This is a genomic window from Oceanobacillus sojae, from assembly GCF_007991515.1.
Classification (GTDB): Bacteria; Bacillota; Bacilli; order Bacillales; family Amphibacillaceae; genus Oceanobacillus; species Oceanobacillus sojae.
Map to the genome: position 1 here is coordinate 205,225 of NZ_BJYM01000001.1, position 14,404 is coordinate 219,628.

General features: G+C 38.3%; 10 protein-coding genes, 1 other RNA gene and 1 other annotated feature. Of the genes, 2 read left to right on the plus strand and 9 right to left on the minus strand.

Going from position 1 to position 14,404, the window contains the following annotated elements; all coding sequences use genetic code 11:
• Positions 1-139 precede the first annotated feature (139 nt).
• Both OSO01_RS01050 and OSO01_RS01055 read left to right on the plus strand, forming a co-directional pair.
• On the plus strand, positions 140-1,414 hold the full coding sequence (locus tag OSO01_RS01050) for a replication-associated recombination protein A (protein WP_147207878.1): 1,275 nt from the start codon (positions 140-142) through the stop codon (positions 1,412-1,414).
• 218 nt (positions 1,415-1,632) lie between these two features.
• Positions 1,633-2,304, plus strand: a complete 672-nt coding sequence (locus OSO01_RS01055) for an RsfA family transcriptional regulator (protein WP_147207879.1) — start codon at positions 1,633-1,635, stop codon at positions 2,302-2,304.
• A gap of 89 nt (positions 2,305-2,393) precedes the next feature.
• Here OSO01_RS01055 and ssrS read toward each other — a convergent pair.
• The 9 genes from ssrS to recJ form a co-directional block, all read right to left on the minus strand.
• A non-coding RNA gene (ssrS, locus tag OSO01_RS01060) (6S RNA) lies at positions 2,394-2,576 on the minus strand.
• 68 nt (positions 2,577-2,644) lie between these two features.
• On the minus strand, positions 2,645-4,015 hold the full coding sequence (gdhA, locus tag OSO01_RS01065) for an NADP-specific glutamate dehydrogenase (protein ID WP_147207880.1): 1,371 nt from the start codon (positions 4,013-4,015) through the stop codon (positions 2,645-2,647).
• A 585-nt stretch (positions 4,016-4,600) separates the two neighbouring features.
• Complete coding sequence (aspS, locus tag OSO01_RS01070) at positions 4,601-6,379, minus strand: aspartate--tRNA ligase (RefSeq protein ID WP_147207881.1); 1,779 nt, start codon at positions 6,377-6,379, stop codon at positions 4,601-4,603.
• A gap of 3 nt (positions 6,380-6,382) precedes the next feature.
• Positions 6,383-7,666 (minus strand): histidine--tRNA ligase, encoded by a 1,284-nt coding sequence (gene hisS, locus OSO01_RS01075; RefSeq protein WP_147207882.1) that lies wholly within the window; start codon positions 7,664-7,666, stop codon positions 6,383-6,385.
• A 138-nt stretch (positions 7,667-7,804) separates the two neighbouring features.
• Positions 7,805-8,026: a binding site (T-box leader), on the minus strand.
• 152 nt (positions 8,027-8,178) lie between these two features.
• Positions 8,179-8,352: a hypothetical protein gene (locus OSO01_RS23170; protein ID WP_186813508.1), complete on the minus strand. Its 174-nt coding sequence runs from the start codon at positions 8,350-8,352 to the stop codon at positions 8,179-8,181.
• Between the two features lie 86 nt (positions 8,353-8,438).
• Positions 8,439-8,885, minus strand: coding sequence for a D-aminoacyl-tRNA deacylase (dtd, locus tag OSO01_RS01080; RefSeq protein ID WP_147207883.1), 447 nt, complete (start codon positions 8,883-8,885; stop codon positions 8,439-8,441).
• 14 nt (positions 8,886-8,899) lie between these two features.
• On the minus strand, positions 8,900-11,095 hold the full coding sequence (locus OSO01_RS01085; RefSeq protein ID WP_147207884.1) for a RelA/SpoT family protein: 2,196 nt from the start codon (positions 11,093-11,095) through the stop codon (positions 8,900-8,902).
• A gap of 409 nt (positions 11,096-11,504) precedes the next feature.
• On the minus strand, positions 11,505-12,017 hold the full coding sequence (locus OSO01_RS01090; RefSeq protein ID WP_147207885.1) for an adenine phosphoribosyltransferase: 513 nt from the start codon (positions 12,015-12,017) through the stop codon (positions 11,505-11,507).
• Positions 12,007-14,322 (minus strand): single-stranded-DNA-specific exonuclease RecJ, encoded by a 2,316-nt coding sequence (gene recJ / locus OSO01_RS01095; protein WP_147207886.1) that lies wholly within the window; start codon positions 14,320-14,322, stop codon positions 12,007-12,009. Before recJ ends, OSO01_RS01090 begins: the two co-directional genes overlap by 11 nt.
• Positions 14,323-14,404: the final 82 nt, after the last annotated feature.

The following is a 14,404-nucleotide window of genomic DNA, read 5'->3' on the forward strand; positions in this document are numbered from 1 at the left end:
GCCTTTAATTCCATCTATACAAATTTGATTATTTATATTATAAGGATACACCTATTATAGCATGACTGCTAACCTCTTGCATTTCTTCTATATTCACTTTAAGCTAATAGAATAATAAGAAGATGAAGGAAGTTATTTGATGTATAAACAACCACTCGCATATCGAATGCGTCCAAAAAACATAGATGATATTATAGGACAAGAACACTTGGTAGGTCAAGGAAAAATAATTAATCGCATGGTTAAAGCCAATCAGCTTTCTTCCATGATCTTATTTGGTCCGCCCGGTACAGGCAAAACATCCATGGCATTTGCGCTTGCAGAAACCATTGGACTCCCATCCAAAACATTAAATGCGGTTACAGATAAGAAAAAAGATATGGAAATTGTAGTTGAGCAAGCAAAAATGCAAGGACAAACTGTTCTTATCTTAGATGAAGTTCATCGTCTGGATAAAGCAAAACAGGATTTTTTACTGCCTCATTTGGAAAATAATTTATTGACTTTAATCGGATGTACAACAAGTAATCCCTATCACTCCATTAACCCGGCGATAAGAAGCCGCTGTCATCTTTTTGAGCTGCACGGCTTAACTCTTGATAATGTTAAAACAGCATTACAGCGTGCTATTCAAGATACGACCAATGGATATGGAGATAAAAATATCCAGATCAGTCCGGATGCTATGGAACATTTAGCTATTTCAGCTAATGGTGATCTGCGCTCAGCATTAAACGGCTTAGAACTTGCAGTCAGTTCCACTCCGCCAAATGCTAATGATCAAATTCAGATAACACTGGAGATTGCGGAAGAATGTATGCAGAAAAAAAGCTTTTCCCATGACAAAGACGGGGATGCTCATTACGATGTACTGAGTGCTTTTCAAAAATCTATTCGCGGCAGTGATGTGAATGCTGCCCTGCATTATTTGGGACGGCTGATAGAAGCTGGTGATTTAGACAGTATTGCAAGAAGATTAATTGTTATTGCATATGAAGATATTGGTCTGGCAAGTCCGCAAGCAGGCCCGCGAGCTGTCGCGGCTGTACAGGCCGCTGAACGGATTGGTTTTCCTGAAGCACGTATTCCATTAGCCGATGTAGTCGTAGAATTGGCTCTTTCACCAAAATCAAATACCGCCTATAAGGCATTGGACGCAGCTTTAGAGGATATTCGCAAAGGAAAAAGCGGCGATATTCCTGCTCACTTAAAGGATGCTCATTACTCAGGAGCAAATAAACTTGGAAGAGGAATAGATTATAAATATCCTCATAATTATCCAGGTGCATGGGTAAAACAACAATACTTGCCAGATACTATCAAAAACCGAAATTACTATACACCGAAAGAAACAGGAAAATTTGAAAATGCATTGAAACAAGTATATGAACGAATTAATAAGGAAAAAAAGTAAGAACTCAATTAGTAAAATTAATAATTTTGAACATCCTCTTTAAAGAAATGTATATTTTTTAACTCCTCTGGAAAGAATAGAGATTACTATAATCTTTCTAGCACGTTAGGAAAGTATAATTTTTTAACGTGTGAAATATAAGAAAACTGCCTATTCACTAAAATAAAAGTGTGTGCAGATTTTTCTAAGTATTTTCTTAATAATGAGGAGTGAATGACATGGTAAAGGTAAGGCAAGACGCTTGGTCTCATGAAGATGATCTATTACTGGCAGAAACTGTCTTGAGACATATTCGTGAGGGAAGCACACAGTTAAATGCTTTTGAAGAAGTAGGAGATCATTTAAATCGTACTTCAGCCGCTTGCGGTTTCAGATGGAATGCTGAAGTGCGTAATAAATATGAAAACGCAATTGATTTGGCTAAAAGACAACGAAAAGAGAGAAAAAGAGCTTTAAATAAAACCGTACAAGCTCTTCCAAAACCGGTTCAAATCGATACTTCGGAGACTGTTCCTTCTCGCGAAACAATAGATCAGCCGACAGTACAAACAAACCCTGAACCTGCTGCAGCATTTAATCTGGACACAGTAATTAAGTATTTAAAATCGCTAAAGCAAGAATTATATACTTCCAATCAATCAAAGTCCTCTATGCAGTCGTTAGAGAACGAGAATAAATCCTTGCATACAAAGGTAGAAGAATTACAAAAGAATTTAGCGGATACAGAACAGCAGCTGCAGGCAATGAAAGAAGATTACCAAACATTTATTCAAATTATGGATCGGGCCCGCAAGATGACAGTTTTTGAGGATACGAATCTTATCAGCTCTCCATCATTCCGTATGGATAAGAACGGGAACCTGGAGCAGCTGGCACAAGGCTCAAATTAGTTCAGAATAAAGACCATACATTATACTTATAACAGTAAGTGTATATCAATTACGAAAAAATACTGCACAAAAACTGTGCAGTATTTTTTCGTAATCCCGATAGTGCCGTCCGACAATAAAGTTTTGATCCCGCTTTTGGCAGGTGGGTGTCCTGCTTTAAAGATATTATGCTTCCTTTTTTAGGCATGCATGCACTTTAAAGACGAATCGGACTCCCTAACTTATAGGTGTTCGGTCAAAATACCAATTGTTGACGTACACATCAGGATTGTTATGATTTATTTTTATTATCGTAGCATAAATTTATTCAAAGTACAAATAATATATTCCAATCTGCTGATTAAATAATGCCCTGTTCGACCATAGCATCTGCAACCTTCAGGAAGCCGGCAATATTAGCTCCTGCAACAAGGTTTCCAGGTTTACCATACTCGTTCGCTGCTTGAATACTATTTTGATAAATATTACGCATAATTTCTTGCAGTTTTTCATCAACTTCTTCAAAACTCCAGGCAATACGGCTGCTATTTTGTGCCATTTCCAAAGCGGACACAGCTACACCACCGGCATTTGCCGCTTTTGCAGGAGCAAACAAAACATTATTCTCCAGAAATTGGTTAATTGCTTGCAGGGATGATGGCATGTTAGCTCCTTCACCTACAGCAATAACACCATTTTCAATTAAAGTTTTTGCTGTCGCTTCGTCAATTTCATTTTGTGTAGCACATGGCAGAGCAATCTCACATGGAATTTCCCAAACTGACCCGCCGTCAACGTATTCTGCATTTGGATGCGTTTCTAAGTATACATTAATACGCTCTCTATCTACTTCTTTGATCTGCTTCACAAGTTCAACATCAATACCATTTTTATCATAAACATACCCATTAGAATCGCTGCAGGCAACTACTTTTGCACCAAACTCAGCTGCTTTCTCCATTGCGTATATGGATACATTCCCGGATCCGGACACAACAACTGTTTTACCGGAGAAATCCTGCCCGTTATCTTTAAGCATTTCCTGCACAAAATAAACCGTGCCGTAACCAGTAGCCTCTTTACGTCCCAAGCTGCCTCCAAAACCTAAGCCTTTTCCTGTTAAAACACCTGGTTCTACAGTACCTTTAATTTTCTTATATTGACCGTAAAGGTAGCCGATTTCTCTTCCGCCGACACCAATATCTCCTGCCGGTACATCCGTATCCGGTCCAATATGTCTAGATAATTCTGACATAAAACTTTGACAAAATCTCATAATTTCTAAATCTGATTTTCCTTTTGGATCAAAATCAGATCCGCCTTTTCCTCCGCCAATAGGTTGACCGGTTAAAGAGTTTTTAAAGATTTGTTCAAAGCCTAAAAATTTAATAATACTTGCATTTACCGTTGGATGAAAACGAAGCCCGCCTTTATATGGCCCAATCGCACTGCTGAATTGAACACGATAACCGCGGTTTACTTGAATCTGTCCTTCATCATCCACCCAAGGAACACGGAAAGCAATTAAGCGCTCTGGTTCTATAATTCTCTCTAATATGCCTAATTCTGCATACTTAGGATGTTTCTCAAAAACAACCTCTAGAGATTCGACAATTTCTTCCACTGCTTGCAAAAATTCTGTCTCATGACTATTTCTATTTTTTAGTTCCTCATAGACTCCCTGTACATACTCTTTTGCTGTTCGATTATGATGCTGTAATTTATTTTCCATGGCTCCTAACATTCATCTCCTTTAATTTTTTCAACCGATTCCTCAACCAGAAGGTTTTTTTATTTTATATGAAAAAGCAAATAAACACAAGACTATTGAGCTTTTGTTTGCTTTTATTTCACAAATGATATGCACGATATGCAGAGATATCGTGCATATTCTCTATTAAAGAATAAAAAAGTATAAAAAATGCTGAAGATAACCGCTCCAGAAATACACTACGCTTTCCTTGGGCCCCGAGCTCATCTCCTCGAAAAAAAGAAGAGCACTTTTTTTCTGAGGGGTCTTCCCACTGCGCATTCCCACAGGAGTCTCCGTGTATTTCTTCCGCTAGAATTAGATTAATCTCTTTGCAAGATAACAAAAGAAACATATTTCTTCATAGATGGGAGCGGAAGGAAGCCGACTCCTACGGGACAAGCAACAGGTGAAGACCCCCGCAGGAAGTGGTTTTCTTCCGAGGAGGCTGAAGCGTTGCCCGTGGAAAGCGGCTTTCTGAGACTGCGATTACTCGTCCCATCAAAACCGCTGGAGCGGACATCTCCTTGACAAGAACATCCTTCTTTTAAGAACCGAGTAATTTTCTTATTTTTTATTATCGTTTCTTTTTGCTAATGCAATTGACAATTCCTGCAGCTGGTCCCCGCTAACTTCGCTAGGAGCTTCTGTCATTAGGTCAGAAGCGGATGCTGTTTTAGGGAAAAGAATTGTATCACGAAGGTTAGAACGGCCCGCCAGAAGCATAATAATACGGTCTAAACCAAGCGCAACCCCACCATGAGGCGGTGCTCCATACTCTAGCGCATCCAATAAGAATCCGAATTGCTCCCTTGCTTCTTCTTCTGTAAATCCTAATGCTTGAAACATTTGATTTTGAAGCTCAGTCTGGTGGATACGGATAGATCCGCCGCCAAGCTCATAGCCGTTTAAAACTAAATCATATGCATTTGCACGGACATTCATCGGATCTGTTAACAGTTTTTCCTTATCCGCTTCAATTGGTGATGTAAATGGATGATGCGCTGCGAAATAACGGCCTAATTCCTCATCGTATTCAAATAGTGGCCAATCTGTTACCCATAAGAAATTAAACACTTCTTCATCAATCAACCCTAAATCTTTCCCCAGCTTCAAACGCAGGGCTCCTAAACTATCGTAGACAACAGTTGACTTGTCAGCCACAAATAACAGTAAGTCCCCGCTGTTTGCCTTTGCCTTATCCATGATAGCTGCTTTTTCCTCATCAGATAAAAACTTGCTGATCGGACCTTTTACTTCTTCTTCCTCTACTTTTAACCAGGCTAAGCCTTTTGCACCATATACATTTACAAACTCTGTTAACTTATCAATATCTTTTCTGGAATAGCTGCCGGCTGCAGCTTCCACATTTAATAATGCTACTTTTCCGCCGTTCTCTACCGCCTGCTTAAATACCTTGAATCCAGAAGCAGCCACAATATCTGATACATGAATTAATTCTAATCCAAAGCGGGTATCCGGTTTATCAGAACCAAAGCGGTTCATTGCTTCATCATAAGGCATTCTTTGTAAAGGTAAGGTGATATCAATACCTTTTACCTCTTTAACAACCTCTTTCATCATTTCTTCTGTCATTGTCATAATTTCATCACTTGTTAGAAAAGATGTTTCAATATCAACCTGTGTAAATTCCGGCTGACGGTCTGCACGCAGATCTTCATCCCGGAAACAACGGGCAATTTGATAATAACGTTCAAATCCGCTCATCATAATTAATTGTTTAAATAACTGCGGAGATTGTGGTAAAGCATAAAATTCACCCGGATGAACACGGCTTGGCACAAGATAATCCCGCGCTCCTTCTGGTGTGCTCTTCGTTAAAATAGGTGTTTCCATTTCTAAAAATTCATTTCGATTTAAATAATTGCGGATGCTCTGCGTGGTTTGATGCCGCAATTTAAATGTTTCCTGCAAGCCTGGACGACGTAAATCTAAATAACGATATTTCAAACGGATATCCTCTGAAATATTTACATCATCCTGAATCATGAATGGCGGGTTTTTTGCTTTATTCAAAACTTTAATCGAGCTGGCCAGTACTTCCAATGTACCAGTTGGAATGGAAGGATTAATGGTTGCTTCATCACGTAAAACAAGCTTGCCAACTACATCAATCACATATTCAGAACGGATACTTTCCGCTGTTTCGAGTGCTTCCTGTGAATAATCCGGGTTAAATACAATTTGCATAATTCCAGACTTATCACGTAAATCAATAAAAATAAGTCCGCCAAGATCCCGGCGTTTTTGAACCCAGCCTTTTAGTCTGACTTCCTTTTCAATTTCATTTTCAGTTAAGTGCCCAGATAAAACACGCTCTGTCATTTTTTAACTCTCCTCCAATAACAACTCTTTAATTTCAGAAACAATATGATCAACTGAGACCTCTTTTTGATCTCCAGTTCCCATTTTTTTAATGGTCACCAATTGTTTATCAAGTTCATCATCACCTAAAAAGATAACAAATTTTGCCTTTAAACGATCTGCTGCTTTAAGCTGACCCTTCATTTTGCGGTGCTGGTAATCTGTATCTGTCTGAATACCAGCTGAACGTAACTGATGCACAAGTTTTACAGTCTCTGTTCGTACTTTTTCAGAACCAAAGCCTGCCACAAAACAGTCTAGTTTAGTATCAACAGGTATATCAATATTTTCTACCTGAAGAGCCATTAATAAGCGTTCCAGCCCCATTCCAAAACCAATTCCCGGTGTATCCGGACCGCCGAATTCAGTAATCAAACCATCATACCTGCCGCCGCCGGCTAATGTCGTAATGGCACCGAAGCCGTCTGCTTCACTCATAATTTCAAATGCTGTATGGTTATAGTAATCTAAACCCCGGACTAGATTAGGATCCACAGTATAAGAAATTTCCATCGCATCTAAATATGCTTTTACCTGTTCAAAATAAGCTTGTGACTTTTCATTCAGATAATCTAAGATGGATGGTGCTGTTTTCATTGCAGGGTGATCTCGATCCTTTTTACAATCCAGCACACGTAACGGATTTTTATCCAATCGTGATTGGCAATCCGAGCAAAGCTCCTCACGGTATGGATCAAAATGTGCTACTAGTGCATCACGATGTGCTTTTCGGCTTTCCTTATCACCTAATGAGTTGATCACCAGCTTCAAAGATTTCAATCCTAACCTGCGGTAAATTTGCATGGCAAGATCAATTACTTCTGCGTCAATTGCTGGGTCCTCACTTCCCATTGCTTCCACACCGAATTGATTTAATTGGCGCATTCTTCCTTTTTGGGGACGCTCATACCGGAACATTGAGCCAAAGTAATATAGTTTTTCCGGTAAATTTGGGCTCCCGTATAATTTATTTTCAACAAATGCACGGGCTACAGCAGCAGTTCCTTCTGGACGAAGTGTTAGGCTTCTGCCTCCCCGATCCTCAAAAGTATACATTTCCTTCTGTACAATATCTGTTGAATCCCCGACACCACGCTGAAATACTTCTGTGTGTTCGAAGATTGGTGTGCGTATTTCATGATAGTAATATGCATCACAAATTTCTTTAATTTGCTTTTCTACATACTGCCATTTTGCCGTATTTTCCGGCAAAATATCCATTGTTCCTCTCGGAGCTTTCATAGACATTTTATTTCCTCCTTCACTAATATACAAAATAACTGATGTAATTCATTTTCTGGTCAGCAGAAAATAATAACAGATAACTTTTAAAGCGGACGCTGCAAGTTCTTTAACAATACAAAAATCCCGTCCCTTATTTTAAAAATAAGGGACGGGATTTTTCCCGCGTTGCCACCCTAGTTGATATCCAAAGATACCCACCTTTATCAGTTAACGCCTGCAACACGTTTATATCTACTCAATCTTTTTCGATATAAATCCTCCAGAATGTCTTTCATATAAGCCGGATAGATAGCTGCTCTCAGCCAATGACAGCTACTCTCTTACTACCTGTTCCTATATTACTTTTTCTTTCAACGGTTTCATTCATTTAATTTTAAGAAACTTCTACCTAATACCGCCCATGTCCCGGGGCTGGTCTTACCCGTCCCGCGGAAAACATTCGTAGGCAAACTTAGAAGCTGCCACCTCTTATAGAAGTGGAATGATTATAATAATAAGGTTAGTTTCGTTCATTGTCAAGAACGACTTAAGCTTTTTTTCAATTGCTTCACTTCCTGTATAGAAATTCCAAGCTCTGTTGCTATTTCTAAATAGGTTGAAGACTTTTCCATTTGTAGAAAATGATGAAAATCAACCATCATTATTTCAGAGTAATTATTAGCGCTGTGCTGCTTTATCTCTCGATGCATAACTTAAATGCTCCTTTAAGAGTACTTTTAAAATCTATTTAAGATAGCATCTCCATAAAACCCTAACCTTATTCTTATACCTTCCCTTATCTGTCTTTACTATCAATAATTAATGTGACAGGACCATCATTTACCAGACCGACATCCATCATGGCACCGAACTCTCCGGTCTCTGTCACTATTCCTTCTGTGCGTAACGCTTTATTAAATGCATCATACAAAGCTTCTGCTTCATCAGGCTTAGCTGCTTTAATAAAGCTTGGACGTCTACCCTTTTTAGTATCTCCGTACAAAGTAAATTGAGATACAGATAAAATGCTTCCGTCTACATCTTTAATAGAAAGATTCATTTTTTTGTTTTCATCTTCAAAAATCCGCAGGTGAACAATTTTATTGACAAGATAATTTAAATCCTCATCAGAGTCCTCATGTGTAACGCCAACAAGTAAAAGAAATCCTTTTTTTATTTCACTGATTTTTTCTCCCCGGACGGTTACAGAAGCTTCCTTCACCCGCTGTAATACTACCTTCATAAAACAAACGCTCCTTATTGCACCGTTCTGGTAACGGTGTATACTTCCCGAATCTGCTTTATTCGATCTACAACTTTACGCAAGTGATTGGTATTATGAATTAAAATCGTCAATTGAATAATAGCCATTTTATTTCGGTCAGATCGACCATTAACATGCGTAATATTCGTTTTTGTTTCGTTAACAGCCTGCAATACCTCATTAAGCAGGCCGCGGCGATCATAGCCTGTAATTTCCAAATCAACATGATACTGCTTTTTCTCTGCATACTGATTTTTCCATTTCACATCTATATAGCGCTGCTTTGCTTCCTCTGTCTGTACATTCGGACAATCAGCACGGTGGACAGATACTCCTCTGCCTTTGGTAATATAACCTAGAATTTCATCCCCAGGCACCGGGTTACAGCATTTTGCTATACGGACAAGTAAATTATTTACACCCGCCACTTCAATACCCGAATCTTTCTTGGAGGACGGTCTTGCTTTATCTGTTTTTACTTCTTCTATTTTCTTTTCTAAATCTTGATCGGCTTCTCTTGATTGGCGGATTTTCTCCGTTAATCTGGTAGCTATAAGAGCTGCCGTAATCCCTTGATAACCCACAGCAGCATACATATCATCTTCACTTGTAAAATTAAACTTATCAAATACACGCTGCAAATTATCTGCAGTTAATGCTTCTTTAGGATCGATGTCGAAAGTACGAATTTCTCTTTCAACAGCTTCCTTCCCTTTGACAATATTTTCATCGCGCTGCTGCTTTTTGAAAAATTGTTTTATTTTGCTCTTTGCCTGCGAGGTCTGCACCATTTTCAGCCAATCCTGGGACGGCCCATAGGAATGCTTTGATGTCATCACATCGACAATGTCTCCGTTCTGCAATTCATAGTCTAATGGCTCCATCTTGCCATTAATTTTTGCTCCAATGGTCTTATTGCCAATTTCCGTATGAATCTTGTAAGCAAAATCAATTGGAATAGAACCTGCCGGCAGCTCAATGACCTCACCTTTTGGTGTGAAAACATAGACCATATCAGAAAACAAATCAATCTTCAATGACTCCATAAATTCTTCCGCATCATGTGTTTCACTTTGCCATTCCAAAATTTCCCGGAACCATGACAATTTTTCTTCAAAGGAGCTTTTTCCTTTTGCCTGCTTTCCTTCTTTATATGCCCAGTGTGCAGCAATTCCGTATTCTGCAATGTCATGCATTTCCTTCGTACGAATCTGTACCTCTAACGGATCACCCTTCGGACCGATGACTGTTGTATGCAGAGATTGATATAAATTTTGTTTCGGCATAGCGATATAATCCTTAAACCTTCCTGGCATCGGTTTCCAATTCGTATGAATAATACCTAAAACAGCATAACAGTCTTTAATATTATCAACTAAAATCCGGACTGCAAGAAGGTCATATATCTCATTAAATTGCTTTTTCTGATTGACCATTTTTTGATAGATGCTATACAAATGCTTTGGCCGGCCGGACATCTCTGCTTTTATATTTACAGCCTCAAATTCTTGAGAAAGATCATCAATAACTTCCTGAATGTAAGACTCTCTTTCTTCCCTTTTCTGCTTCATCAATTGAACAATACGATAATACTGCTGCGGATTAAGATAGCGTAAAGCTGTATCCTCAAGCTCCCATTTTATCGTTGAAATTCCCAAGCGATGAGCAAGCGGAGCAAAAATTTCCAGCGTTTCATTCGAAATGCGTCGTTGTTTTTCTGGAGGCAAATGCTTTAACGTTCTCATATTATGCAATCTGTCAGCCAGTTTAATCATAATGACACGAATATCTCTTGCCATAGCCACAAACATTTTCCGGTGGTTTTCTGCCTGCTGGGCCTCTTTTGTTTCATAGCGAATTTTACCAAGTTTCGTTACACCATCTACGAGTGCAGCTATTTCATGATTAAATTCTTCTTCAATTTGTTCAAAGGTTACATCTGTATCCTCGATAACATCATGAAGAAAGCCTGCTGAAATCGTTTCAGCGTCCATTAATAATTCAGCAAGTATCCCTGCGACCTGTACCGGATGAATAATGTAAGGTTCCCCAGACTTACGAAATTGGTCTTTATGAGCCTCTTTCGCAAATTCATAGGCGTGTTCAATTAGAGCAACATCTTCATCAGATAAGTATTCTTTTACTTTTTCTATAATATCTGTAATGTTGACATTTTCATCTTTTGCCATGTTATCACCTTTATTTACCTTCAATATTGAATAAATTATTTCGTAAAAAATCATATTTGTATTTATTAAAACAAATCTGTTACTTCTCTTATATCAGAAACTTAAATTTTCAAATGGTTCGAAACAGCTTTTACCGGACGGGGAATGCTCGTTCCATCGAAAAGCCCCGTTAAAAATTTACCCTTCCTGATGTAAAAATAAAAATAGCAACAAGTGTTTAAAAGCTTGAAGCCATTTCTTTCATTAAAAACTCTTAAATTTCGCAGATTTAAAAACATTATTCGATAATAATTACTATTATAAGACTTTTTTTATATTTCTGTCCAACTAAAACCTAATATAAGCTGATAAAATAATATATAAAAAGAGTCAACACAGTTTTTATCTCTGTTTGACTCTTTTCTGCCATTTAATAGGTCATAATTGTAAGTACATCGTAGCCTTCCAGCTTATCCTTTCCATCCAGATAACTTAACTCCACTAAGAAAGCACATCCTACAACAATTCCTCCAAGCTGTTCAACTAAATTAATCGTTGCTTCAATCGTACCGCCTGTCGCTAAAAGATCGTCTGTAATCAGAACACGCTGTCCAGGTGTAATAGCATCCTTATGAATGGTTAATACATTTTTTCCATACTCCAGCCCATAATCTACTTTGATTACTTCGCGGGGCAGTTTTCCTTCTTTACGAACAGGAGCAAAACCGACCTCTAATGCATAAGAAACCGGGCAGCCAACAATAAATCCTCTTGCTTCAGGACCAACAACAACATCGATTTTTTTTTCTTTTGCATATTCTACAATCTCGTCAACAGCTGATTTATAAGCCGGCCCATTAGCCATCAATGGCGTAATATCCTTAAAACGAACCCCTTCTTTTGGCCAATCTTCTACAATCTCAATATATTCTTTATAATCCATACACTGCTTCCTCCTGTAGATTCGCAGACGTATCCAGATTTAGATACGATGCAAACCATTTTTTTAAATCCTGGTAATTAGAATAAATAAGTATACTTTCTGCTTCTTTTTGTTTGAAGCAGGTTTGGTAAATGACTGATTCTGATAAATCCTTTTTATTCTTTGCGGCTTCGTAACAAAGCCATCCGTCCTTCAACGTTGCAAATCCTAAATCTGTGAAAACATCTGACATAAATTTTATCTTGGCTTCATTCCAGCCCCGATGCTGTTCAATAGCTTTCTGCATTTCCGTAACCCGAAATTGCTGATGCTGTTTAATTAAGCTGTAATAATCCACAAATTCCTTTCGGGAAGGAAATTGAAATGGGTATTGATTCGTAGTCTGACGTAACGCTACAACAATATTTTTCGGATTCATCTGCTTTATAATTTTCTTCATAACATCCATGCTTTCAGGTAATTCGGTAAAACCGATTGTATGATAAGATGTCAAATCTCTGGAAAGCGCCTCTTTATAAGTAAATGTTTCCGTATGCTCATCAGGCTGTATAGACTCATCGCAGACAAAGACTTCGTTAGCCTTATCAGGAATTAATTGCTCAGCTTTTTTCCCTCGAAAATCAAATAGCTGCCACTCTGTAATTCTTAAATCCTCTATCATTAATTGGGCATTCCTTCTCCCATTCCACTCGTTGACAGAAAGCTCTCCAACTATCGATATCTCTGTTTGCGGAGAAATAGCATCCTTCAGCTCACCAAATCCAAAACCAACCATATCCATTTGACCATTTGCAGATGCAAATTGCATTTTCAAATGGTTTTTTCTGCTTCCAATTTGACGAACCTCTTTCGGTATTTCTCTTATCTCAAACAAAGGCTTCGGATTTCCCATCCCAAACGGAGAAAGTTTTGCTATCTCCTCAATTAATGCTACATTAATATCTGCAATATCTAATATAGCATTAATATGCAATTCCTGCTTAAAATCTTCTTCCGACAGATTCTGGAAAAGTAAATCATTTAAAGCAGTTTCCAGAGAATCTAAGTTTTCAATAGGTAAGGTCATACCTGCTGCCTGTGCGTGTCCGCCAAAATGCGTAAATAAATCTCTGACTGTCATACAGCCTTCAAATAAGTCAAATGCAGGAATACTTCTGGCTGATCCCTTTACAATACCCTGCTTTGGTTTTATCGCTAAAACTATTGCAGGACGATCATATTTCTGGACTAACTTTGAAGCAACAATTCCTAATACGCCTTCATTCCAGCCTTCTTTTGCTACAATAATAATCCGTTTATCTGTTTGAACCATTTCCATCGCTTCTTGTACAATATCCTGAACAATTTTCTTTCGCTGTTCATTAATATGGTTTAGTTCGTTTGCCATTTCTAACGCAATTTCATTATCTTCTTCCAGTAAAAGATCTACAGCTAAATCGGCATCTCCTAAACGTCCCACTGCATTCAGCCGTGGACCAATGCGAAAACCGATATCCTCCTCTGTAATGATTTCCTCTAACTGACATACCTGTTTTAAAGCTTTCAAGCCAACATAATTGGTTCTTTTAAGCTCTTTCAAACCAAATGTAGCCAAAATCCGGTTTTCAGAAACCAATGGCACCAAATCCGCAATCGTACCTATAGCTACAAAAGGAAGCACTTCCCGAGGCAGCTCTCCGATTAAAGCCTGTGCCAGTTTTAACGAAACACCGACACCCGCCAGCTCTTTGAAAAAGTAATCCTCAGATAATTTCGGATGAATAATAGTGTAGCAATCCGGAATTTCTGCTTGAGGCTCATGGTGATCAGTAATGATTAAATCAATACCAAGCTCCTTTGCCACCTCTGCTTCATGAACAGAAGCAATACCTGTATCCACCGTGATAATTAACCCGAATCCAGCTTGATGAAACTGCCTGAATGCTGCTTCGTTTGGACCGTATCCTTCAGTAAAACGATTGGGAATATAGTATTCACAGTCTGCACCAATTTTTTTCAGAGCATGCAGCAGGACAACTGTAGAGCTTACACCATCTGCATCATAATCTCCATACACAACAATCTTTTCTTTATTTTCAGCTGCTTCTTTAATTCGCTTAACCGCTTTATCCATTCCATTCATTAAAAATGGGTCTATTAAGTTATTTAAATCCGGCTGCATAAATTGATTTGCTTCTTCCGTTGTGGTAATTCCTCTTTGTAAAAATAGATCCTTAACAATAGGCGACATAGCTATTTCTATAGAATCTCTTTCCTCCACAGGAGGATTATTTATATATTTCCAATTTGCTTTACTTGATAGCATAAATTCACCCCTGACCTAATCATTATACTAGAGTAGGCCAGGGGCATCAAATAGATTCCTCTGATTATCAGTTAAACTGTAA